The sequence below is a fragment of the Vibrio mimicus CAIM 602 genome (assembly GCF_000338875.1).
Taxonomy (GTDB): domain Bacteria; phylum Pseudomonadota; class Gammaproteobacteria; order Enterobacterales; family Vibrionaceae; genus Vibrio; species Vibrio mimicus.
On sequence record NZ_AOMO01000033.1, the window covers coordinates 1 to 25405 of the forward strand.

A 25405-nucleotide genomic window follows, 5' to 3' on the forward strand; every position below is an offset into this window, starting at 1 on the left:
CCAAGGAACAAGTTCCTCTGTGCTGCCGCTCGACTTGCATGTGTTAGGCCTGCCGCCAGCGTTCAATCTGAGCCATGATCAAACTCTTCAATTAAAGTTTTGGCTCAATGAATACTGATAACATTACATTGTAATGTTGAATTGACTGTGCTGAATGATTGCTCATTCAAATGGTCACTCAGTTCATTGATAAATCTTTTGCGATTATCATCAACGAGTGCCCACACAGATTGATTGGTTTATATTATTAAAGAGCGGTCTTCTTGGCGGTCTACCTCAGAAGAGGCGGCCATTTTAGCGAGAATCGATTTCGTGTCAAACACTTTTTTCAATTTTCTTTTCTGGCCTGTTGAGGCATCGATTTGGCTGTGAGCCCTTGCTGCGTCAACGAGGGCGCATTATAGAGATCCGCTTCACACTGGCAAGTGTTTTTTGAGAAAATTTATAAAAATAACGGTTAAGCGCTGCATTTGCGCGCAATGGCTTATTTATCCCGTTTTACTCAGGCCTTAGTGACAACTTATCCACAGAGTTATTCTTTTTGCGCTTTTGTTCTTGTCTATATAAATAACGAGAAGAGCATAAAAAAGCCCAACGATTTATAGTTGGGCTTTGTCTTGTCTTTCGTTTATAGCAGAGCGTTAAATAAAGGCGTAAGCATCGGCAAACATTCGATCGCGCCGAGCTTGTTTGTTTTGAGTGAATTGCTCACGTGCAGCCCCAGCCATCTCAAAGCGGCCAGCGATATAGATATCAAACGCTTCTAAACTTTCAAAGTCGTTGTTAATCGCCTGCAGTACATTGCCAACTTTTCCTGTCCAACCATCTAGTACTTGCTCGACCACTGGGACAACCTGCAAATGGGAATGTTGCTTGGCCAGCTCTTGCAGCTCATTCAGTGCGTACAGTTGATCTGCATCACGCGCCCCCCAATAAAGGTAGATAGGCTGTGTTTTACCTTGCGAGAGGCAATGATCCAAGATTGAGCGAACATAGCTAAAGCCGGTTCCACCCGCGATTAAGAGTAGAGGGCGTTCACTCTCTTGTAATGCTGCGCTTCCATGCGGCACATCCACTTCAACCGTTGTTTGATTAAGATGGGCTTGCTGCAATTTTTCCACGACTTGATGAGCAAAGACGCTATGATCGGCTGCGCCAATATGTAATTCGAGCTCGCCATTGCTACGGCAAGGGCTACTAGCAATTGAAAACGGTCGTTTATCTTTTTCTCCCATCACGACCATTAAATACTGCCCCGCTTGATAAGCAACAGCTTTCTCGGGTTGTAATAGGATTTGGTAAGTATGCGTCGCGAGCGGGTGCACCGACTTTACTTGGCATTGAATTATCATTGAACTTCCTCTGGCTTACTCTTCAAAAGTCAGCACTAAATCAGTGGTTGCACAGGCTTGGCAGGCAAATATCCAGCCCGTTGCTTTTTCTTGTTCGGTCAATAACGGCTCGAGTTCATACACCACCTCACCTTCAACCAACTTACATAAGCAAGCGGCACAAGCACCTATTCGGCAACGATGAGGAAAGGCTATCTGCTGGTTGAGCGCAGCATCAAGCACCGTTTCGCCCGGATTAATCGTAAATTGTTTTTCACTAGGCAGTATGCGGACAGTATAAATCATACAATCCCAAGCTTATTCCATAAGGTGTCTATTTTAGCGACCAGAGTCGGATCTTTACGGATTGGCGTGCCCCATTCGCGTTCAACTTCGTTCGGCAGCTTATTGGTTGCATCGAAACAAAGTAGATCCCGATTGGCGATATGTAAGCTATCTCGCGCCGGATCCATACGTGTGGTCATAGCCCAGATCACATCATTCCAATCGTGAATGTTCACATCATCATCACACAAGATCACAAACTTCGGAGGATGGTATGCACTCAAGCAATCTATCACTCGCTCTAGTATTTTTTGCCCCTGTCCTGCCTCTTGCTTATTAATAAGTAAAAGCACAAGTTGACCATGAGCCGATTCCGGTAATGCAACATCGATGATCTCTGGTTCGCCAGCAAGACTTGCCTTTATCGTATCTAATGACAATGAAGCTGGTTCTTTGTTGTTGGTAGTAGCAGAGATTGATAATTCTGCTTCCCACTTACGAGTCGCATCCAGTCCAATCTTTGAACCTAAGCCGACAACAGGCGAAGCAAAGTCTAAAGAATCGATCGGCGTATGCTCAATAAACAGAGTATCGCGCTGCGGCGACATATTACTCACCATTGCCTCAATGACTTGTGGCCAATCACGCGCGTTTACTTGCTCGTCACACACAATCACAAACTTGGTGTACATAAACTGACGTAAGAATGACCACACACCCAGCATGACTCGCTTAGCATGCCCCGGATATTGCTTCTTGAGCGTCACAATGGCTATACGATACGAGCATCCTTCTGGAGGCAAGTAAAAATCAGCAATTTCAGGAAACTGCTTTTGTAGGATAGGAACAAAGACTTCATTAAGTGCCACACCGAGCACCGCAGGCTCATCAGGCGGTCGCCCCGTGTATGTGCTGTGGTAAATCGGCTTATTGCGCATGGTAACGTGGGTTACAGTGAACACATGATGGCGTTCAACTTCATTGTAATACCCCGTGTGATCACCGTAAGGGCCTTCATCAGCAAATTCGTTTGGATCGATATAGCCTTCGAGCACGATTTCGGCACTTGCCGGCACTTCAAGATCGTTACTGATCGACTTGACCACTTCAGTACGGCTGCCACGTAACAGTCCAGCAAACGCGTATTCAGATAAAGTATCAGGGACAGGAGTCACCGCACCGAGAATGGTGGCAGGATCGGCACCAAACGCCACACTTACTGGGAAAGGTTCTCTCGGATGAGTATCCATCCAATCCCGTAGATCTAAGGCTCCTCCACGATGGGCTAACCAACGCATGATCACTTTGTTGCGCGCAATTTTTTGCTGGCGATAGATCCCAAGGTTTTGGCGCTTTTTATGTGGGCCACGCGTAATGGTTAATCCCCAAGTTAAGAGTGGCGCAATATCTTCAGGCCAGCAGCTCATCACGGGGATTTTATCGAGATCGACCTCATCGCCTTGCCAGACAATTTCTTGGCAAGGTGCACGTCGCAGCCGCTTGACAGGCATATTGAGAACTTGTTTAAAGATCGGCAGTTTTTCAATCAGCTCTTTTAGGCCACGAGGTGGTTCAGGTTCCTTAAGGTACGCCAACCATTGCCCCACATCGCGTAATTCTTTGACATGCTGTCGCCCCATGCCCATCGCCACTCGCTCTGGGGTGCCAAACAAATTGGTCAGCACAGGAAACTCATGACCTAACGGATTTTCAAACAACAGCGCTGGGCCTTTGGCACGTAAAGTACGGTCACTGATCTCAGTCATTTCATAATACGGATCAACGGGATGTGTAATACGTTTTAACTCTCCGCGTTGCTCTAGATAGTCAAGAAATTCCCGTAAGTCCTTAAAATTCATGGGTCTACTACTCGTTGACAGTGATGACCGCAGTATAGCAAAAGGCCGACATCTTTCTGTGCACTTTTTACTAGGGTGCTCTCATTATGGATTCAGTTCGGCCCAAATCGCCTTTCGCTTTACGGTATGATTAGAACTGACCAATTCAAGCAACCATCCTTGATAACCAGATTGAGCTAGCACACTCGCCACCTGAGAGGCATTTTCACTTTGCCCTAGTTTCTCAATTAAAAATTGCTCGACCTCAATCGACATAGGGCGAATGCCTACCAACGCCTGAAGTGCTTCTTGCTTAAGGCTAGGATTAGCCACTGCAAGCATCAATTGACGCTGAGCAAAAACATCCGCCTGCTCTCCTAAACGAGCGACCTCTTGCCTTAGTTCATCATTAGCTTTCATTAACCAAAGCCTTTGATATAAATCTGAGTTCTGGCTATGCCGCGCAAGCTGTACCATCACTGTAGTGGCTGGTAACCAACTCGTTACCTGTTCCGCGGTAATTTGCGAAACAAATCGTTCGATGGCTAAAGGTGATAAGCGATCTAATTCAGCAAGTAATAAACGCTGGCGCGATTCGACTTGAGCCGCTGAACCAAAAAGCCATTGGCGTAAAATCAGCTCACCATTTTCGGCTTGGAGAACAAACATCAAAATTTCTTGCTGTTGTTGTGCTTGTTTTAAGAGGCGGTGGGCAATCGCAGCATAATCAAAAGCAGGAACGGAAAACTCGTATCCATCCCCCCGTTCTGCGATAAGATAATTCGGTGTCTGTGACTTTTGAGATGCAATAAAAGCAGCAAGCTCCTCTGTCAAGATCACTTTATTTTGCTCAATTTTTTGCAGCAAGAGGAAGCGGGTCACTTCCTGTGCTGGGTAAGAAATACGCTGCAAACTGAACTGCAATCGATCGACTTCATTTTGCAGTACTAAAGTATAAAGCTCTTCCACTTTCTGCTGAGTTTGTGAATCCTCTAGCCAACGTTGACGCTCGCTCGCATTAATGTCACTCGCCAGCGCGAGACTTTGCCAACTGATCAGAAAGAGGAGAACGACATACAACCATCCTTGTTGCATACATTCCTCCTTGTTAGTTCTAGATCAGTGTGGACACCGCTTGTCCAGAACGCAAACAAAAACACCACCCTATGGGTGGTGTTTGAGAGAGTTATCAATTATTGGCGATTATTGACGACGCATTGCATCGAAAAACTCATCGTTGGTTTTGGTCATTGCCAATTTATCGATCAGGAACTCCATCGCATCGGTTTCGCCCATTGGGTGAACGATCTTACGCAGAATCCACATTTTTTGCAGCTCATCGGTCTTAGTCAGCAGTTCTTCACGACGAGTACCTGAACGGTTGAAGTCGATTGCAGGGAAAACACGTTTTTCGGCAATCTTACGGTTCAAATGCAGTTCCATGTTACCTGTACCTTTGAACTCTTCGTAAATAACTTCATCCATCTTAGAACCGGTATCAACCAGCGCGGTTGCGATGATAGTCAAGCTACCGCCTTCTTCTACATTACGTGCCGCACCGAAGAAACGCTTAGGACGATGCAATGCGTTTGCATCCACACCACCAGTCAGTACTTTACCTGATGCAGGAACTACGGTGTTGTAAGCACGAGCCAGACGAGTAATCGAGTCAAGCAGGATCACAACATCTTTCTTGTGCTCAACCAGACGCTTCGCTTTTTCAATCACCATTTCAGCAACTTGTACGTGACGCGATGCTGGTTCATCAAAGGTTGAAGCAACCACTTCACCTTTCACCAAGCGTTGCATCTCAGTCACTTCTTCTGGACGCTCGTCAATCAGCAGTACCATCAGAACACACTCAGGGTGATTGCTGGCAATGCTTTGAGCAATGTTTTGCAGCAGCATGGTTTTACCCGCTTTTGGCGGAGCAACGATCAAACCACGTTGACCTTTACCAATTGGTGCCGCCAGATCAAGAACACGCGCGGTAATATCTTCTGTGGAGCCGTTACCACGTTCCATAACCATACGTTCATTGGCATGCAGAGGAGTTAAGTTCTCGAAAAGGATTTTGTTGCGGGCGTTGTCTGGGCGGTCATCGTTTACAGTGTTCACTTTGAGCAATGCAAAGTAACGTTCACCCTCTTTTGGCGGACGAATTTTCCCGGCAATTGAGTCGCCTGTACGTAGGTTAAAGCGACGAATTTGGCTAGGTGACACATAGATGTCGTCAGGGCCAGCAAGGTATGAACTGTCTGCACTACGTAAGAAACCAAAACCGTCTTGAAGAATTTCCAGAACCCCATCGCCAAAAATGTCTTCACCACTTTTTGCGTGTGCTTTAAGGATTGCGAAAATAATGTCTTGTTTGCGTAGGCGTGCCAGGTTTTCAAGGCCCAGACTTTCGCCAAGCTTAACCAGATCAGACACAGGGGTGTTCTTCAGTTCTGTTAGATTCATTGTGGTGGATACTTAGTTAGTCAAAAAGGATCGTTGTTAAGTTAAGATGGATATGGTCTCAGGATTGACCAAGAAGTGAACAACTGTTTAATTAACGTGCGATAAACTAGCACTAAATACTAGCCTAGTCTAGAAATTGTTTTTTGCCAAAAACAAAACCGTACATATTGCTATGTACGGCTTGGCGGTTTGACTCATTACAGGTTCGCGTCGAGGAACTCTTTAAGTTGAGTCTTAGATAGCGCACCAACTTTGGTGGCTACCACACTACCATCTTTAAATAGAAGCAGTGTTGGAATGCCGCGAATACCAAACTTAGGTGGTGTTCCTGCGTTATGGTCAATATTCAGTTTACCGATAGTGAGTTTGCCTGCGTATTCATCAGCCACTTCATCTAGGATCGGCGCAATCATCTTACAAGGACCACACCATTCCGCCCAAAAGTCAACCAGAACCGGGCCTGCAGCTTTGATTACGTCGTTCTCGAAACCGTCATCGGTCAGCTGCAAAATTTTGTCACTCATCTTTCACTCCAATGTGATTTTCTGCACTGGTGATATCTCAACCAGTAAATAGATGCTCTATTGGAATGTATTTACTTCCGTATTGCAAGCGTAAGCTGATATTCTATAGCCATGAAAAAGACGCATATCACAGAGCATAAGTTCGCCGACTTTGGTTTACATCCACAAGTTATTGATGGACTGGAAAAAAAGGGGTTTATCTACTGTACTCCTATCCAAGCATTGGCGTTGCCGGTACTGCTCTCCGGCCAAGACATCGCAGGCCAGGCCCAAACAGGGACTGGTAAAACGCTCGCGTTTCTTACTGCTACCTTCAACCATTTATTAACCACTCCAGCCGCTGAAGGCCGAGCTGAAACTCAACCGCGCGCCATTATTATGGCTCCGACCCGTGAGCTGGCAATTCAGATCTATAACGATGCCGAGCCTTTGTTGGCAACAACAGGTCTGAAAGCGGCTTTGGCTTATGGTGGCGAAAGCTATGATAAGCAACTCGCAAAACTGCAAAGTGGCGTGGATATCCTGATCGGCACTACCGGACGGATAATCGATTTCTACAAGCAACGCGTGTTCAATCTCAACCACATTCAAGCAGTGGTACTGGATGAAGCAGATCGCATGTTCGATCTCGGCTTTATTAAAGACATTCGTTTCTTGTTCCGCCGTATGCCTGAGCCAAAAGATCGTCTCAACATGCTGTTCTCTGCGACACTTTCATACCGTGTGCAAGAACTGGCGTTTGAACACATGAACAACCCTGAGCATGTAGTCGTTGAACCGGAACAAAAAACGGGTCATCGCATTCAAGAGGAACTGTTCTATCCTTCAAACGATCACAAGATGGCTTTGCTGCAGACCTTGGTTGAAGAAGAGTGGCCAGATCGCGCGATCATTTTTGCTAACACCAAACATCGCTGCGAACAGATTTGGGCTCACTTAGCGGCGGATAACCACCGCGTTGGTCTGCTGACGGGTGATGTACCGCAGAAAAAACGTGAGCGTATTTTAGAGCAGTTCACGCAAGGTGATGTGGACATTCTGGTCGCGACTGACGTTGCAGCACGTGGCTTACACATTCCTCAAGTAACTCACGTCTTTAACTACGACTTGCCAGATGATTGTGAAGACTATGTACACCGTATCGGTCGTACAGGCCGTGCTGGCGCAAGTGGTCACTCAATTAGCTTTGCTTGTGAAGAGTACGCAATTAACTTGCCTGCTATCGAGAGCTATATTGATCATGCTATTCCAACGTCAGACTATGACCCTTCTGCTCTGCTGACCGATTTGCCTGCACCGCTGAGCCTACGTTCGTCGCCACAACAGCGTCGCACCAATACCGCAGGTTCTCGCAACAATGGTGGCAATCGTAAACCGCAGCAACGCCGCCCACGCGCACCACGTCCGAAAAAGGAAGCCTGATTTCGCTATGAGCCAAGCCGTTTCTTCACCGCTGTACGCTGCAATTGATCTAGGTTCCAACAGCTTTCATATGTTGGTCGTGCGTCATATCGATGGCAGTGTGCAGACAATGGCAAAAATCAAACGTAAGGTGCGTCTGGCTGCTGGCTTAGACGAACATAACGCCTTGAGCTTAGAAGCGATGCAAAGAGGCTGGGATTGCCTTAGTCTCTTTGCCGAGCGACTGCAAGATATTCCTGCTGAGAATATCCGCATCGTAGGTACCGCCACACTGCGTACTGCCATCAATGCCTGCGAATTTATCGCTAAAGCCAACCAGATTTTAGGTCACCCGATCGACGTGATTTCAGGTGAAGAAGAAGCCGCCACTATCTATAAAGGTGTCGCACATACTTCTGGTGGATTAGGCCGTCGCTTAGTGGTCGATATCGGTGGAGCCAGTACCGAACTGATTATTGGTGAGGGTTTTGAAGCCAAAGCGCTCACCAGTTTGAAGATGGGGTGCGTGACTTGGTTAGAGCGTCATTTCAAAGATCGCCAACTCACCGCCACCAACTTTAATAACGCCATTCTTGCCGCAAAAGAGATGCTCGAGCCTATCCTAACTCAATACAATGAGCTGGGATGGAATGTGTGTGTCGGCGCGAGTGGCACTGTGCAAGCGTTACAAGAGATCATGCTGGCGCAAGGCATGGATGAGGTTATCACGCTCGCCAAACTCAAGCGTTTACAAAAGCAAGCCATGCTAGCCGATCATCTCGAAGAGCTGGATATCGAAGGGTTAACGCTGGAACGTGCTCTGGTTTTCCCAAGTGGCTTGTCGATTCTGATTGCGATTTTTGAATCACTGAATATTGAGGCAATGACGCTCGCCGGTGGCGCACTGCGCGAAGGGCTCGTCTATGAGATGGTTCAGGACTTACGCCAAGATGATATTCGAGCACGCACCATTCATTGTGTACAAACTCGTTATCAACTCGATAGCGCTTACGCGGAGCAAGTTGCGGCCCTAGCCAGTAAACTGCTCGCGCAATGTGGTGGCGAAGAGTGGATTAATGAACCACAAGCAGAAATGCTGCTGCATACTGCCGCACAACTGCATGAGATCGGTCTTACCATCGATTTTAAAAAAGGCGGAGAACACAGCGCTTATCTGCTGCAAAACCTCGACCTTCCCGGCTATACCCGCGCCCAAAAGCACTATTTAGGTGAAGTCGTGCGTCGCTATCGTGAACAACTGACTTCTCTGCCTGAGCAATACGCACTTTCAGGTACTAGCGGTAAACGAGTATTGCGTTTACTCCGCCTAGCGGTGTTACTCAGCCATCGACGCAATCCTGCACTAGAGCCAGAGGTTGAGCTCAGTGCCGAAGGAGACAAACTCACCCTGACGATGGACGGACAGTGGCTTGCTCAAAATCCACTGACACGCGCAGAGCTCGAGTTGGAAGCCAACCGACAAACCGATATTGGCTGGCCACTCTCCATCGAATGTCGTTAAATCTCGTTATAGACCAGAACATTAAGCCCTCATAATGAGGGCTTAATGTTTTCTGATCGGCGGCTCATGTGCCAGCTTTTGATCCTGTCGAATTGTTTAGGCAATACGATTGAGCAGTGCACGTAACTTAAGGGGTTTGATCGGTTTCGCCATAAAACTGAACCCATTGGACTCAATCCCTTCCAAAATATCTGGGCTACGATCGGCACTGATAATCACGCCCGCGAAGCAGTCACCCAGACGCAAGCGACACTGCTGCAAGACTTCTAAACCCGTACGACCGTTATCCAAACGATAATCAGACAAAATGACATCCGGAATCCACTGCGACTCAAGGGCTTTGAGGCTAGCATGAATGTCCGTGGCGGTTTTGACTTCACAGCCCCAGCGTTCAAGCAGGTCACGCATGCCAACCAGAATATCCGGCTCATTGTCCACACACAGCACACGCAGGTGCTGCAACTCGGAACTCGTGTCGGCGACTGGCGTAGCTGTGCTGATCGGCTGCTGACTGGGCTCCGCTCGCTCTAACGTCAGTGAGAACACACTGCCTTGCCTTGGCCAAGAGCGCATCGAAATTTGGTGACCCAGCACATGGGCGATCCCTTTCGAGATAGCTAACCCAAGCCCTAAGCCTTGATCAGATCGCACCTGACCGCCGCGGTTAAACTCTTCAAAAATTTCCTGCTGCTTATCTTGTTCAATTCCAATCCCGTTATCCCATACATCAATGCGTACTTGGCCTGCGACTCGGCGCACCCCCAGCACTACTTTGCCTTGTGGGTTATATCGAAACGCATTGGTGAGGAAGTTTTGGATCACTCTGCGTAACAATTTGGGATCCGAATGCACCCAGAGTGATGAGGGAACCATGCTAAATTGCACACCTTGTTTAGCTGCGAGTGCACTGAATTCTGCATTTAAGTTGGAAAGTACATCCATAATCGCAAAGCTGTGCGGATGGAGATCGATTTTGCCGGACTCTAAACGCGAAATATCCAGCAAATCACTGATCAAGTCCTCCGCCGCCCCCAAGGCACTTTCAATATGATGGGCAAGCTTCTGCACTTCAGCTTCTTTAGCTACTTCTGAGAGTGAAGAAGCAAACAGACGCGCCGCATTCAGTGGCTGCATCAAATCATGACTGACGGCGGCCAAAAAGCGCGATTTGGATTGCGATTCGCGCTCCGAGCGCTGGGTTGCCGTCACCAACTGTTTATTAAGCTTTTCCAGTTCTAACGTACGCTGCAACACTCGCTCTTCCAGCGTTTCATTGGCGATCTTCAGGCTCTGCTCAGCTTCTCTAAACACAGTAATATCGGTAAAGCTCATCACAAACCCACCACCGGGCATAGGGTTGCCTTGCACTTCAATCACTCGTCCATCCGCGCGCACTCGAGAAGAGGTGTGACTCGTCCCTTGTTCCAAGTGATAAACACGACGCCGTACATGATCTTCCGGATCGCCCGGCCCACACAAACCTTGCTGAGCGTTATGGCGGATCACATCGGCAATCGGTCGCCCGACCTGAATTAACCCGGGCGGAAACTCAAACAGTTCCAGATAACGCTGGTTCCATGCTACTAAGCGCAACTGTTTATCCACCACAGCAATCCCTTGACCTATATGTTCAATCGCCCCTTGCAACAAACCACGGCTGAAATCGTACAACTCAGAAGCTTCGTCGACTATGGTCGCCACTTCCTCAAGCTGCATCTTGCGGCCTTGCAGTGCCGAGGTCAGTACCAGCTTGGCGGAAGAGGCTCCAAACACACCCGCCAGCACTCGCTCGGTATGGCGGATCAATGCGGAGGAAGCTTGTTGGTTCGGTAGCAATGTTTCACGTTGCTGGCTCCAGTACTGGGCAAACGCATTACGCACCCGAGAACGCCCGACAAATCGTGAGGCCAACATTTCCAATTCACCGACAGTGACTCGGCTTTGGTAGAGGCTCATGTTTTCGTTTTCTGGCAGAGGAGTACCGACAAACGCCGCTGCTTGCAAACGCTCACTCAAACTGGCGCGAGTCACTAAAGAGATGCCGATATAACACAAGGTGTTGAGGGTCACGCTCAGTAGCATTCCCCAATCCGCACTCTTTAAACCCAGTGCCACTAACCAATCAGGTGGGGTGATTACCCACAGCAGCACGTTATTGCTGGCATCGCCCGCCAGCATATCGGTCGCACTCATCAGGGTAATCAGCCATAAAGCAAACCCGACGGCCAAGCCGACATACACCCCTTTGCGATTGCCCTCTCGCCAATACATGCCACCGAAAATCGCTGGCGCAAACTGGGTAATAGCGGAAAACGAAAGAAAACCGATCGCCGACAACGAAGGAATGCTATCGAGTACTTGATAGAAACCCCATGCCCCCAACAGTAAAAGCAGAATCAAGGTGCGGCGGATCACCACCAACAAGCCAGAGAAATGACGATGGGTTCGCTGTGACAGCCTCATACGGCGCAGCAACAAAGGCATCACCAAATCATTGGAAACCATGATCGCGAGTGCGATGGTAGAAACAATCACCATACCAGAAGCTGCAGAAGTACCACCTAAAAAGGCCAGCAAAGCCATATCATGCGCCCCTGCTGAAGCAGGTAAACTGATCATAAAGGTATCGGGTGACGTGTTCGGCAGCAGCCCCTGTCCAGTCCACGCAATCGGCAGCACAAACAGGCTCATTAACAGCAAATAAACTGGGAATAACCAGCGTGCGGTGTGCAGATCTTGCGGTCGTTCGTTTTCTACTACCATGGTATGGAATTGGCGTGGCAGACAGACGATGGCAATCATGGTCAGCAGCGTATGGATAAATAAGGTAGGCCAGTTAGGAGCTTGGTAAGTGCTGGCTGCAATCGTTGAAAGCTCTAATCCGTCGGTACGCCAAGCCAGATACGCAATAAACACTCCAACACAGAGAAACGCGACCAATTTGACAATCGATTCAAACGCAATCGCCATCATCATCCCGCGATGGTGCTCAGTATTATCGATATGTCGAGTACCAAACAGCATGGTAAATAACGCCAACGCCAGCACCACAAACCAAGAAACGTGTGATTCTTGATAGCCATATTGGCCCATTAAATCAGGAGCAACGATATTTAAGCCCATGGTAATGCCGCGCAGTTGCAGCGCGATGTACGGCAGAATGCCCAATACCGCAATCACAGTGACGGCAACGGCAAGCCCTTGCGATTTGCCATAACGGGCTGCGATAAAATCGGCGAGCGAAGTAATGTGCTCACGTTTAGCGATCAAAATCAGTCGCGCCAAGACTCGCCAACCAAACACAAACATCAAGATGGGGGCGATATAGATAGGCAAAAACGACCAAGGATTGACACTCGCCTGCCCAACTGTGCCGTAGAACGTCCAAGAGGTACAGTAAACCGCAATCGACAAGCTATAGATCCATGGCCGCCAATTGGCCAGCCAACGAGTTTGCCTATCACCATACCAAGCAATCAAAAACAGCACGCCGAGATAAGCGAGCGAAACAGGTATCACCAACCAACCTTGCATCAGACATCCTTGCCGTTGCGAAATGAAAAAAGCCTCTCAATTGAGAGGCTTCTATTAAAACGAGGTTGTTTTTTGAACTCAATCAGAACGACTTAATTCTGTGCTTCAGGCTCCGCTTTCAGCGCACTTCCGTCTTGTACCTGTGAAGGTGGCATATCGACGCGAATCAATAACGCGAATGCCCCCATCGCAGCCATCGCCCAAAATACGGCTGAACCCCAATGCTCATAACCCCAACCGCTTAAGGTGGTGATTATCGCAATCACGGCGCCGAGTGGAATCGCGTTATACAGCGCTTGCAGTGCCACCATCTTATTTTGTGGGGCATGCTGGATGTATTGAATAGCCGCAATGTGTGCCATCGCAAAAGTCACCCCATGCAGTAATTGAATCGCGACCAAGGCGAGAATAGTTGTTGTGGAGGCAGTTAATCCCCAACGTAGCATGACACCGATCGAGGCAGCCAAAAACAGAGCTCGCAGATTCCAGCCCGCAAACCAGCGTTTGCTAAAGGCAAATACCAGCACTTCTGATACTACGCCCAAGCTCCACAAATAGCCGATGATGTCCTCAGAATGGCCTGCTTGTTTCCAATAAATTGAGCCAAAGCTGTAGTAAGCCGCATGGCTGCCTTGGATCAGTGCGACCAGCAACAGGAACTTTACAACCGGCCATTCGGTGAGTAGCTCCGTCAGCTTGGGACGCACCGCATGCGCCTCATGCTCTGTGACTGGCATTGGGTTAATCCTACGGAAACTGAGCAGCAAAGAAACGGCCACACCAACAAGTGCGGTGTACAAAATCATCGAACTGCCCCACTTTGCCACCAAGAAACCCACCACGGTAGAACCCGCAATAAAGGCGATCGAGCCCCACAAACGAGTACGCCCGTAGTCGAGCATTTTGAGCTTGGCGTAGTAGTTGGCCATCGCATCCGACAGCGGCACCACAGGACCACAACAGAGGTTAAACAGAACCGTAGCCAACGCCATTAACCAAAAGCTGCCACCGGTAAAAAAGTGGAAGCCGACAAACAATAACGCCGCGAAACTGAGCCAGCGCAACGCTGGCATTAACTGCTCAACTCGGTGCAAACGTGGCGTGAGCATGAGGTTAGCGACACAGCGCGTCGCAAAACCAATCCCGACCAACACACCAATATCAGTCGCGGATACCCCTTGGTCTTCAAACCAGAGTGACCAAAATGGCAAATAAACGCCGTAAGCAAAGAAAAAACCGATGAAATATTGCGAAATCCAACCGTAGGGAGTGGGGGTAAACATGATCGTTCCTAATCAAAAAGGGAAGTTCAAAGCGCGCACATTATGCATGTGGACTCGCGAGTGAAAAAGGGAAGATTACGCAACTCATCGTTTCCTGATTGCGCCCACGCTCCAAAAACTGAAAACAGGTAGAGTTGTGCATTAGACCAAAGTCGTCTGGAGGGTAAGGGGAAATTTGTCACACTTAGTGAACCTGCCCCACTGATGAGTGCGCTCTATGCCAGATAAATTCAATATGCAGTCACCGCCGTTCAACCGACTGACGGTCGAGCAGCAGCACCAACTGCGTAGCGCTTTGGATGTCGCTTACTTCCGTCAGCGTGATGTGCTGATTGATTCCAAGCAACCGACCACTCATCTGCACATTCTGATCAAAGGTACGGTGGAAGAACGCAGCCCGGACGGAAAAGAAGTGTTTGCCCACTATGCCAATGATGATCTGTTTGATGTCCGAGCCATGTTCGACGAGCACAGTAAACATCAATACATCGCGCTGGAAGACACCTTATCCTACCTACTGCCTAAGCAGACTTTTTTGGCGCTTTATCATCAAAATGGGGAATTTGCGGCTTATTTCGATAACAACCTCGCCAAACGGCAAGAATTGATTGAAGCGGCATCACAACAAAAGAACATTGCCGAATTCATTCTGACTAAGGTCGATAGCTCCATCTATCACCCGCCTTTTATTATTTCGCCAGAACAACCGCTCAACAGTGTGACTCAATTGATGAAAGAGCGCGGGATTGATGCCGCCTTAGTCGCACTCAATCAAGATGATCCGAGATTAGACAGCACGCGCGCCCACCCTTACGCCATCATTACCCGCACCAACATGCTACACGCGGTGATGCTCGAAGGCCGCCCTTTGGATACACCCGTCGGCGAGATTGCCACCTTTCCGGTATTACATGTCGATGAGGGAGATTTCTTGTTCAATGCCATGGTGATGATGACTCGCCAACGCATCAAACGCGTCATGGTGTGCAATGGCAATCAGGCAGTGGGTTTGCTGTCAATGATTCAGATCCTCAGTGCCTTTTCTACCCATTCCCATGTCCTGACTCTCGCCATTGCTCGAGCAACCAGTGTGGATGAACTGGCACTCGCCGCCAACAAACAGCGCGAACTGGTGGAAAATTTGATGTTACGCGGGGTACGCACCCGTTTTGTGATGGAACTGATTTCCGCCGTCAATGAACAGATCATTGAAAAAGCCTTTGAATTGGTAGTACCGCCCGCTTTGCACGATCAGTGCTGCCTCGTCGTTCTTGGTTCGGAAGGCCGCGGTGAGCAGATCCTCAAAACCGATCAAGATAACGCCCTGATCATTCAAGATGGATTGGAGTGGCACCAATGCCAACCCATCATGGAGACACTCACCCATACCTTATTCCAGCTCGGCTATCCGCTCTGCCCCGGTAAAGTGATGGTCAACAACCCGAAATGGGTGCGCAGCCAAAGCGAATGGAAACGTACCCTTTCTGATTGGGTCAAAGCCGCTCGTTCCGAACAAGTGATGGACATTGCCATTTTTGCCGATGCCCATGCGGTGGCGGGGAATCGCTCGCTGCTTGCTCCAGTTAAAGCACATTTGCGCCAATTAATGGCCGATCAAGAGCTGATTTTGACTGAATTTACTCGCCCTGCACTCAGCTTTTCAGTGCCCCTAACGCTATTTGGTAACGTGAAAAGCAGCAAACAAGGGATAGATATCAAACAAGGTGGGATTTTCCCTATCGTACATGGGGTGCGCGCCTTAAGTTTAGAGCACGCCATCGAGGTTAATAACACCTTTGACCGAATTGAAGCCTTAGTACAAAAACGCGTTCTAGAACAAGAGACGGGCGATAACCTGAGCGAAGCGTTTAAGCTGTTTCTGAAACTGCGCCTTGCCCAGCAACTTGGCAATCAACACAGTACCAATCAACTCGATTTTAAGCAGCTTGATCGCACTGAACGCGATTTACTGCGCCATAGCCTGCATGTGGTGAAAAAATTTAAGCAGTGGCTTGGTTATCACTACCAAATTCGTGATTGAGGTACGTGATGAACTGGTTACTGCGCCGCTATTGGCACACCAAACTCAAAGAGTCGCCCTATCAGGCGCTGTTTAACACCGTTCACCACCAAGAGTACGTCTCGCTCGATTGTGAAACGACCAGCTTAGATCCCAAACGTGCCGAGTTAGTCACCATTGCGGCAACCAAAATCGTGGATAACCGCATCCTCACCAGTCAGCCGTTTGAGGTGCGTCTTTGCGCACCGCAATCGCTCGACTCGGGTTCGGTACGCATTCATAAAATTCGCCATCAAGATCTGCAAGATGGCCTAAGCGAAAAAGATGCGCTGATCCAGCTCATCGATTTTATCGGCAATCGACCTTTGGTCGGATACCACATCCGTTACGATAAGACGATTTTAGACATTGCTTGTCGTAAACATCTCGGCTTTCCGCTGCCGAATCGCTTGATCGAGGTGAGCCAGATCTACCACGATAAACTGGAAAAACATCTGCCGAACGCCTATTTCGACCTAAGCTTGGACGCCATTTGTCGCCATCTTGATCTGCCTTTGCAAGACAAACACGATGCGCTGCAAGATGCGATTGCCGCAGCGCTGGTGTTTGTACGCCTTACCAAAGGCGATTTGCCACAGTTTGTTGCACCTAGAGTGTAAACAACGGCACATTTCAGTGATCTATACCTGCTCTTTTGCTGCACATTGGCCGTGAAAGCGCATCCCACCTAGGTTTCATCCTAAAGTCTAATTGTAGAAATCCCTACTCTGACTGAGAGTTATAAGCGAAACGAATTTCCGCCTCCCGTGTTTCAAACGCGCCATTTTAGGAAATTTGCCGAATTCACAAGGAGAACCAGTAATGAGTGAAGCCCATATCTATCCGGTCAAACAGAACATCAAAGCGCATACCCATGCCGATAACGATACCTATCAGGCGATGTACCAACAATCGATCACTGATCCGGAAGGCTTTTGGGGCGAACAAGGCAAAATCGTCGACTGGATTAAACCTTTTACTAAAGTAAAGAACACCTCTTTCGACCCCGGCCACATTGACATCCGTTGGTTTGAAGATGGCACACTGAACATCTCCGCCAACTGTATCGACCGCCATCTCGCCACACGTGGCGATCAAGTCGCGATCATTTGGGAAGGCGACGACCCAACCCAAGATAAAACGCTGACGTACAAACAACTGCACCAAGAAGTGTGCCGTTTTTCCAATGCGCTGAAAGAACAAGGCGTACGTAAAGGCGATGTGGTGTGTATCTACATGCCTATGGTGCCGGAAGCGGCAGTTGCCATGTTGGCTTGTACTCGCATCGGTGCGGTACATACCATAGTATTCGGTGGTTTCTCACCAGAAGCACTGGCGGGACGTATTATCGACTCTAACGCCAAATTAGTGATCACTGCCGATGAAGGTGTCCGTGGCGGCCGCGCCGTACCACTGAAGAAAAACGTCGATGAAGCGCTGACCAACCCAGAAGTAAAAAATATCAGTAAAGTCATGGTTCTCAAGCGTACCGGTGGCAATGTGGCTTGGCATGAGCACCGTGATATTTGGTGGCACGAAGCGACAGCTAAAGTCTCTGACCAGTGCCAACCGGAAGAGATGAAAGCCGAAGATCCGCTGTTTATCCTTTACACTTCAGGTTCAACTGGTAAACCGAAAGGCGTACTGCACACCACAGGCGGTTATTTGGTTTATGCGACCATGACCTTTAAGTACGTGTTCGATTACCAACCAGGTGAAGTGTTCTGGTGTACCGCCGACGTGGGTTGGATCACGGGTCACTCCTATCTGGTTTATGGCCCACTGTCGAATGGCGCAAAAACCATTCTGTTTGAAGGTGTGCCAAACTACCCAACTACAGCACGTATGAGTGAAGTAGTGGATAAACACAAGGTCAACATTCTTTATACCGCACCAACGGCGATCCGTGCGCTGATGGCCAAAGGCGATGAAGCCATTAAAGGCACCAGCCGTGACAGCTTGCGCATCATGGGCTCCGTGGGTGAACCAATTAACCCAGAAGCATGGGAATGGTACTACCGCACTATCGGTAACGAAAAATCACCGATTGTGGATACTTGGTGGCAAACCGAAACAGGTGGCATCTTGATCACGCCACTACCGGGCGCAACCGCACTGAAACCGGGTTCGGCGACACGTCCCTTCTTTGGCGTGCAGCCAGCACTGGTCGATAACATGGGCGAGATTGTTGAAGGTGCAACCGAAGGTAACTTGGTTCTACTTGATTCATGGCCAGGTCAAATGCGTACTGTGTATGGCGATCACGACCGTTTTGAACAAACCTACTTCTCAACCTTCAAAGGCATGTACTTCACCGGTGATGGTGCGCGTCGCGATGAAGATGGTTACTACTGGATCACCGGTCGTGTTGATGACGTACTCAATGTTTCAGGTCACCGCATGGGTACCGCAGAAATTGAATCGGCACTGGTGGCATTCAGTAAGATTGCTGAAGCAGCGGTAGTCGGTGTACCACATGACATCAAAGGCCAAGCGATTTACGCTTACATCACGCTCAATGATGGTGTGTACCCAAGTGCTGAACTGCATAAAGAAGTGAAAGATTGGGTACGTAAAGAGATTGGTGCCATCGCCACACCGGACATCCTACACTGGACAGATGCGCTGCCTAAAACCCGCTCTGGTAAAATTATGCGCCGTATTTTGCGTAAAATCGCCACCGGCGATACCAGCAACTTGGGCGACACTTCAACGCTGGCCGATCCAAGTGTGGTTGACCGCCTGATTGCCGAAAAAGCGCAACTTAAATAACAACAACCTTACACCTTTGCTTGCTATTTCAAACTCCGGTGCACCTGATGGCCGGAGTTTTTCTTTTCTCTCCCCCATCTTCTGAGAAAATGCGCTGAACTTTCCTGTTCAAGCCGATTAGGCTAAGACGAATCCCTCTGGAGCGCCCAATTCTGTTAACTTCACTCCACATTTCAAACCCGAAACTGGGTGATTAGACCAGTAAATTGCTGCCATTTGTTATGAATTGGCTATAATCGTGGGCAATTTAATAAAAACTGCGAACTTTTGACAAAAACTTTATGTCGAATAAGTAAATTTGTGGGAAACTGCTTATTCACCACACAATAAAGGAAGATGGCTACACGATGACTGCAAAATCTCGCATTCTTGTTCTAAACGGACCAAACCTCAATTTATTAGGTTTACGTGAACCCGCCCACTACGGTTCACAAACATTAGAACAGATCGTATCGACTTTGCGCGATCAAGCGCAAAAAGCAGGCATTGAGTTAGAGCATCTGCAATCTAACCGCGAATATGAGTTGATTGAAGCGATTCACCAAGCCTTCGGCAAAGTGGATTTTATCATCATCAACCCAGCGGCCTTTACCCATACCAGTGTTGCGTTACGCGATGCTCTATTGGGGGTGGCGATTCCTTTTATTGAAGTGCATTTGTCCAACGTTCATGCACGTGAGCCCTTCCGTCATCACTCCTACTTGTCTGATAAAGCACAAGGGGTGATTTGTGGTTTAGGCGCTCAAGGTTACGAATTCGCTTTGTCTGCCGCTATCCGAGCTTTGCAGGCCAAGCAATAAAGACACTCTGCAGCCATTCTGGGCTGTCTTATTCACAAGATAAAAGAGAAAGAAACATGGATATCCGCAAAATTAAAAAGCTTATCGAGTTAGTTGAAGAGTCTGGCATCGCAGAACTGGAAATTTCTGAAGGTGAAGAGTCAGTACGCATCAGTCGTTATGGCCAACCAGCTCCAGCGGCTCAGGTGCACTATGCAGCGGCACCAGCTCCAATGGCAGCACCAGCGCCTGTAGCTCAAGCAGCAGCGGTAGCAGAAGCACCAGCGGCGAAAGTGCCAGCTGGCCATAAAGTGCTTTCTCCAATGGTAGGTACTTTCTACCGTTCACCAAGTCCAGATGCCAAAGCGTTTATCGAAGTGGGTCAAAGCGTATCTGCTGGCGATACCCTGTGTATCGTTGAAGCGATGAAAATGATGAACCAGATCGAAGCGGACAAATCAGGCGTTGTAACGGCGATTCTTGTTGAAGATGGTCAGCCAGTTGAATTCGACCAACCGCTTGTTGTTATCGAATAATCGAGGCCACCTTTATGTTAGATAAAGTAGTCATCGCGAACCGGGGCGAAATTGCGCTCCGTATTCTTCGCGCCTGTAAAGAATTAGGTATCAAGACGGTAGCAGTACACTCGACTGCTGACCGTGACTTGAAACACGTACTGCTGGCCGATGAGTCTATCTGTATCGGTCCTGCCAAAAGCATCGACAGCTACCTGAACATTCCACGCATTATCTCTGCGGCGGAAGTCACTGGTGCAGTGGCTATCCACCCGGGTTACGGCTTTTTGTCTGAAAACGCGGATTTCGCAGAACAAGTTGAGCGCAGTGGTTTCATCTTTGTGGGCCCAAAAGCGGAAACCATCCGTTTGATGGGTGACAAAGTGTCAGCGATCAACGCAATGAAAAAAGCCGGCGTACCTTGTGTACCAGGTTCAGACGGCCCACTGGATAACGACGAAGCGAAAAACAAAGCTCACGCGAAACGCATCGGCTACCCAGTGATCATCAAAGCCTCTGGCGGCGGCGGCGGTCGTGGTATGCGTGTCGTGCGTAACGAAGCTGAATTGACTAAATCGATCCAGATGACGCGCGCAGAAGCGAAAGCAGCATTCAACAACGACATGGTGTACATGGAGAAATTCCTTGAGAACCCACGTCACGTTGAAGTGCAAGTGATCGCTGACGGTCAAGGCAATGCCATTCACCTAGGTGAACGTGACTGTTCGATGCAGCGTCGTCACCAAAAAGTGGTGGAAGAAGCGCCAGCACCGGGCATCACTGAAGAGTTGCGTAAGTTCATCGGTGAGCGTTGTACCCGTGCGTGTATCGAAATCGGTTACCGTGGTGCCGGTACGTTTGAATTCCTGTACGAAAACGGTGAGTTCTACTTCATTGAAATGAACACCCGTATTCAGGTTGAGCACCCAGTAACTGAAATGATCACCGGCGTTGACCTGATCAAAGAACAGTTGCGTATTGCTGCTGGTCAACCGCTATCTTTCAAACAAGAAGACATCAAAATTCGCGGCCATGCGATCGAGTGTCGTATCAACGCGGAAGACCCAGAGCGCTTCCTACCTTGCCCAGGCAAGATTGAGCGTTTCCACGCGGCTGGCGGTATGGGCGTACGTTGGGAGTCACACATTTACTCCGGCTACACCGTACCAGCGCACTACGATTCGATGATCGGCAAACTGATCACTTACGGTGAAAACCGTGATGTGGCGATTGCTCGTATGCGTAACGCTCTCAATGAGATGATTGTTGAAGGGATCAAAACCAACATCCCACTGCAACAATCGATCATGAAAGATGAAAACTTCCAGAAAGGTGGCACGAACATCCACTATCTGGAGAAAAAACTCGGCATCAAGTAAGCCGCCGTTTTTATTCTCATCGCGCATAACCAAATCAATCATACCCAAACTACTTGGATTGGCTGATTGCACTAGGAATACGATAAAGCCCACTTCGGTGGGCTTTTTGTTTTATATCTGACCACTTTCTGGCCTGAACATCAGCAGTAAATCTGCTACACTCTGCGCCAATCTAAACCCGATGAGATCTTAAGCCATGCCTTGGATTCAAATTAAACTCAATGCGACCAACGATAATGCAGAAGCGATTGGCGATATGCTGATGGAAGAAACAGGCGCCGTGTCTGTCACTTTCCTCGATGCCAAAGATACGCCTGTATTTGAACCTCTGCCGGGTGAAACCCGCCTTTGGGGGGATACCGATGTGGTGGCACTGTACGAAGCGGATATGGATACCTCGCTGATCCTTCAGCAGATCAAAACAAGCAACATGCTAGCTGAAGGTTTTGCTCACAAAGTGGAGCAAGTGGAAGACAAGGACTGGGAACGCGAATGGATGGATAACTTCCACCCAATGCAATTTGGCCGTCGCCTCTGGATCTGCCCAAGCTGGCGTGAAGTGCCAGACCCACAAGCGGTGAACGTGATGCTCGACCCAGGCTTGGCTTTTGGTACCGGCACTCACCCCACGACCGCACTGTGCCTAGAGTGGCTGGATAACCTCGACCTGACTGGCAAAACCGTGATCGATTTTGGTTGTGGCTCGGGCATTCTGGCGATTGCTGCCATCAAACTTGGCGCCGCGAAAGTGATCGGTATTGATATCGATCCACAAGCTCTACTGGCGTCCAAAGACAACGCAGCACGTAACGGCGTGGAAGATCAAATCGAAGTTTACCTGCCGAAAGACCAACCAGAAGGTTTGCTGGCTGATGTGGTAGTCGCGAACATTCTGGCCGGCCCACTACGTGAGCTTTCTCCGATCATCAAAGGACTCCTGAAGCCCGGCGGCCAACTGGCCATGTCTGGCATTTTAGATACGCAAGCCGAAAGCGTAGCGGAATTCTACCGTGACGATCTGGAACTTGACCCCATCGCAGAAAAGAGCGAATGGTGCCGCATTTCTGGCCGCAAGCTAGGCTAGACAAGACTTTGAAGCCTAATTGACTGATAAATCGACTATTTGGCAAAACAATTTGCCAATGCTCAAATATTAGTCTTTTCAGGCATCAAAAAAATGCGTAAAATGCGCGCCCTTGCTGGTACGAAGCTGTGAAGACGTTTTGAAAATCGGAAATCATCAACTTAAGAACAATCTGATCGTCGCCCCGATGGCGGGTGTCACCGACAGACCCTTTCGAGAGTTATGTTTACGCTACGGGGCAGGAATGGCGGTCAGTGAAATGATGTCATGCAATCCTGCGTTGTGGAAAACGGCCAAATCGCAAAACCGTATGGTACATGAAGGCGAATCGGGCATTCGCTCAGTACAAATTGCGGGAAGCGATCCACAGCTCATGGCCGAAGCCGCGCAGTTCAGCGTTGAAAACGGTGCGCAAATCATCGATATCAACATGGGCTGCCCAGCCAAAAAAGTAAATAAAAAGCTAGCCGGCTCTGCACTACTCCGCCATCCGGATGTGATTGAAAGCATCCTGAAAACGGTCGTCAATGCAGTGAATGTTCCTGTGACACTCAAAACCCGTACTGGCTGGGATACAGACAATAAAAACTGTGTCTCGATTGCTCAATTAGCCGAAGACTGCGGCATTCAGGCATTGGCTCTCCACGGACGTACCCGTGCCTGCATGTACAAAGGTGAGGCGGAATACGACAGCATTAAAGCGGTGAAAGCGGCTGTGAGCATTCCAGTTATCGCTAACGGTGATATCGATAGCCCGGAAAAAGCCCGCTACGTACTGGAGTACACCGGTGCAGACGCTTTAATGATCGGTCGTCCAGCCCAAGGACGACCATGGATTTTTCAGGAAATCCAACACTTTTTGGAACACGGCACCACAATGCCAGAACTTCCGATTTCGGAAGTGAAAGACATCATGCTTGGTCATGTAAAAGCACTCCATCAGTTTTATGGAGAGTACTTAGGCCCACGGATTGCACGCAAACACGTGAGTTGGTATCTGCAAGAGCATGAACAAGCGAGTGCGTTTCGCCGTACCTTCAACGCCATTGAGACTGCTGACCAGCAACTTGATGAGCTCGAAGGGTATTTTGATAACGTTGCATCATAATTAAGAGAAGAGCTAGACCGAATATGTTCGAACAAAATCTGACTTCAGAAGCTTTAACCGTTACTACCGTAACTTCACAAGACCAAATCACGCAAAAGCCACTGCGTGACTCTGTTAAAGCGTCTCTTAAAAATTACTTGGCTCAACTGAACGGCCAAGAAGTGACTGAACTGTATGAATTAGTTCTAGCTGAAGTTGAACAACCACTTCTGGACACCATCATGCAATACACTCGCGGTAACCAAACTCGCGCAGCAACTATGATGGGTATCAACCGCGGCACTCTTCGTAAGAAACTGAAAAAATACGGCATGAACTAATCTTCACCGACGTTTTTTTAAGCCCTGACTTTGTCAGGGCTTTTTTATTGGCTTGTATTCCACACACTCAATGGTTGTGCGCATTCCGTCACTTCTTCATAATGTTACTCATAACATTTTATAAAAGACTCAATAACCTATGACAAGAAAACAGCGCGCGACATTGCAAGATGTTGCGGATCAAGTTGGCGTAACAAAAATGACTGTGTCGCGTTATCTGAGAAACCCAGATTCGGTGGCGGCAGCCACGCGGGAGAAGATAGCGCTGGTGGTCGAGGCTTTGGGATACATTGAAAATCGCGCCCCTGCGATGCTCTCCAAGTCATCCAGTAAAGCGATTGGTATTTTACTGCCTTCCTTATCGAACCAAATTTTTGCCTCTTTTGTACAAGGAATTGAAGCGGTAACCAAAGCTAATGGCTACGAAACCCTACTCGCCCACTTTGGTTACGATGAAGAGGAAGAAGAGCGAAAAATTGCGTCACTGCTCGCTTATCAGGTCGATGGTCTCATCCTCACAGAAAGCCATCACACCAAACGTACCTTACAAATGATTGCCAACTCTGGCGTACCGGTAGTCGAAACCATGGAACTGCCCGCCAACCCGATCGATATGGCGGTGGGCATGGATCACGTTGAAGCCTCTTATCAGGCGGTGAAAAAAATCATCGCGGCGGGTAAACGCTCGATTGCTTATTTCGGCGCACGGCTCGATACCCGTACCAAACTGCGTATGCAGGGCTATGACCAAGCAATGCAAGAAGCCGGGCTTCCCATTAAACATGTATTAACCGGTTCGCATTCGAGCTTCTCTCTCGCCGCTCAGTTGCTTGATGAAGCCTTCGCTCGTTACCCCGATCTGGATGGTGTGTTCTGTACTAACGATGACATCGCGATTGGTACTTTGCTGGTAGCGCAACAGCGTGGCATTCGTGTGCCCGAACAGCTTTCCGTGGTGGGCTATAACGCGCTGGACATCGGCCACACTATTACCCCGAAGCTGACCAGTGTGGATACGCCACGTTATGCGATTGGTGAGAGAAGTGCCCAGTTACTGCTCGCGGCACTCAAAGGTGAGCGAGCTGAAGAACATATAGTGGATATGGGTTATCGTTTTACTGCGGGTGAAAGTGTGTAACACCAGCAATCCACAAAGGATAAAGACGAAAAAGGCGGTATACACCGCCTTTTCTATGCTGTGCATCCAG

The 25405-nt window shown here is 48.7% G+C and carries 20 protein-coding genes and 1 rRNA gene; 12 read left to right on the top strand and 9 right to left on the bottom strand.

Translation table 11 applies throughout. The features are described 5' to 3' along the window. The 7 genes from D908_RS08800 to trxA all read right to left on the bottom strand — a co-directional run. A 16S ribosomal RNA gene (locus D908_RS08800) occupies window positions 1-94 on the bottom strand; the annotation flags it as partial. A gap of 547 nt (window positions 95-641) precedes the next feature. Next, the gene (fre, locus tag D908_RS08795) at window positions 642-1352 is read right to left on the bottom strand and encodes an NAD(P)H-flavin reductase (RefSeq protein ID WP_005524761.1); all 711 of its coding nucleotides are present in this window, start codon (window positions 1350-1352) and stop codon (window positions 642-644) included. A 15-nt stretch (window positions 1353-1367) separates the two neighbouring features. Then, window positions 1368-1637 (bottom strand): 2Fe-2S iron-sulfur cluster-binding protein, encoded by a 270-nt coding sequence (locus D908_RS08790; RefSeq protein ID WP_000640727.1) that lies wholly within the window; start codon window positions 1635-1637, stop codon window positions 1368-1370. Next, window positions 1634-3475 carry a 4-hydroxy-3-polyprenylbenzoate decarboxylase gene (gene ubiD / locus D908_RS08785; RefSeq protein WP_005524762.1) on the bottom strand — a complete coding sequence of 614 codons (1842 nt, stop codon included), beginning with the start codon at window positions 3473-3475 and terminating at the stop codon, window positions 1634-1636. The genes D908_RS08790 and ubiD overlap by 4 nt, the downstream gene beginning before the upstream one ends. Window positions 3476-3559: 84 nt before the next feature. Then, window positions 3560-4549, bottom strand: a complete 990-nt coding sequence (locus D908_RS08780) for a hypothetical protein (protein WP_005524763.1) — start codon at window positions 4547-4549, stop codon at window positions 3560-3562. Between the two features lie 108 nt (window positions 4550-4657). Beyond that, on the bottom strand, window positions 4658-5917 hold the full coding sequence (gene rho / locus D908_RS08775) for a transcription termination factor Rho (protein WP_001054524.1): 1260 nt from the start codon (window positions 5915-5917) through the stop codon (window positions 4658-4660). 197 nt (window positions 5918-6114) lie between these two features. Then, window positions 6115-6441 carry a thioredoxin TrxA gene (gene trxA / locus D908_RS08770; protein ID WP_001280783.1) on the bottom strand — a complete coding sequence of 109 codons (327 nt, stop codon included), beginning with the start codon at window positions 6439-6441 and terminating at the stop codon, window positions 6115-6117. A 111-nt stretch (window positions 6442-6552) separates the two neighbouring features. On the opposite strand from trxA, the gene rhlB reads away from it, so the two are divergent. Then, entirely contained in the window at window positions 6553-7863 is a 1311-nt protein-coding gene (gene rhlB / locus D908_RS08765; protein WP_000750768.1) for an ATP-dependent RNA helicase RhlB, read from the top strand. 7 nt (window positions 7864-7870) lie between these two features. Next, complete coding sequence (gene gppA, locus D908_RS08760) at window positions 7871-9364, top strand: guanosine-5'-triphosphate,3'-diphosphate diphosphatase (protein ID WP_005524764.1); 1494 nt, start codon at window positions 7871-7873, stop codon at window positions 9362-9364. A gap of 96 nt (window positions 9365-9460) precedes the next feature. On the opposite strand, the gene D908_RS08755 is transcribed toward gppA, so the two are convergent. Next, complete coding sequence (locus D908_RS08755) at window positions 9461-12898, bottom strand: hybrid sensor histidine kinase/response regulator (protein ID WP_005524765.1); 3438 nt, start codon at window positions 12896-12898, stop codon at window positions 9461-9463. A gap of 92 nt (window positions 12899-12990) precedes the next feature. Continuing rightward, window positions 12991-14181, bottom strand: coding sequence for a 3-phenylpropionate MFS transporter (locus D908_RS08750; RefSeq protein WP_005524766.1), 1191 nt, complete (start codon window positions 14179-14181; stop codon window positions 12991-12993). Window positions 14182-14398: 217 nt separating this feature from the next. On the opposite strand from D908_RS08750, the gene D908_RS08745 reads away from it, so the two are divergent. The 10 genes from D908_RS08745 (at window position 14399) to D908_RS08700 (ending at window position 25335) form a co-directional block, all read left to right on the top strand. Continuing rightward, on the top strand, window positions 14399-16222 hold the full coding sequence (locus D908_RS08745; protein ID WP_005524767.1) for a CBS domain-containing protein: 1824 nt from the start codon (window positions 14399-14401) through the stop codon (window positions 16220-16222). Between the two features lie 8 nt (window positions 16223-16230). Then, on the top strand, window positions 16231-16860 hold the full coding sequence (locus D908_RS08740) for a 3'-5' exonuclease (RefSeq protein ID WP_005524768.1): 630 nt from the start codon (window positions 16231-16233) through the stop codon (window positions 16858-16860). Between the two features lie 202 nt (window positions 16861-17062). Next, complete coding sequence (acs, locus tag D908_RS08735; protein WP_005524769.1) at window positions 17063-19012, top strand: acetate--CoA ligase; 1950 nt, start codon at window positions 17063-17065, stop codon at window positions 19010-19012. A 347-nt stretch (window positions 19013-19359) separates the two neighbouring features. After that, window positions 19360-19812, top strand: coding sequence for a type II 3-dehydroquinate dehydratase (gene aroQ / locus D908_RS08730; RefSeq protein WP_005524770.1), 453 nt, complete (start codon window positions 19360-19362; stop codon window positions 19810-19812). Window positions 19813-19868: 56 nt separating this feature from the next. Next, complete coding sequence (gene accB, locus D908_RS08725; RefSeq protein WP_005524771.1) at window positions 19869-20327, top strand: acetyl-CoA carboxylase biotin carboxyl carrier protein; 459 nt, start codon at window positions 19869-19871, stop codon at window positions 20325-20327. A 14-nt stretch (window positions 20328-20341) separates the two neighbouring features. After that, on the top strand, window positions 20342-21685 hold the full coding sequence (gene accC, locus D908_RS08720; protein WP_000884886.1) for an acetyl-CoA carboxylase biotin carboxylase subunit: 1344 nt from the start codon (window positions 20342-20344) through the stop codon (window positions 21683-21685). A 196-nt stretch (window positions 21686-21881) separates the two neighbouring features. Continuing rightward, window positions 21882-22769 (top strand): 50S ribosomal protein L11 methyltransferase, encoded by an 888-nt coding sequence (gene prmA, locus D908_RS08715; protein ID WP_005524772.1) that lies wholly within the window; start codon window positions 21882-21884, stop codon window positions 22767-22769. A gap of 139 nt (window positions 22770-22908) precedes the next feature. Beyond that, complete coding sequence (dusB, locus tag D908_RS08710; protein ID WP_005524774.1) at window positions 22909-23877, top strand: tRNA dihydrouridine synthase DusB; 969 nt, start codon at window positions 22909-22911, stop codon at window positions 23875-23877. A 23-nt stretch (window positions 23878-23900) separates the two neighbouring features. Next, window positions 23901-24197 carry a DNA-binding transcriptional regulator Fis gene (gene fis / locus D908_RS08705; RefSeq protein WP_000462885.1) on the top strand — a complete coding sequence of 99 codons (297 nt, stop codon included), beginning with the start codon at window positions 23901-23903 and terminating at the stop codon, window positions 24195-24197. Between the two features lie 139 nt (window positions 24198-24336). After that, window positions 24337-25335, top strand: a complete 999-nt coding sequence (locus D908_RS08700; protein ID WP_005524775.1) for a LacI family DNA-binding transcriptional regulator — start codon at window positions 24337-24339, stop codon at window positions 25333-25335. Window positions 25336-25405 lie beyond the last annotated feature (70 nt).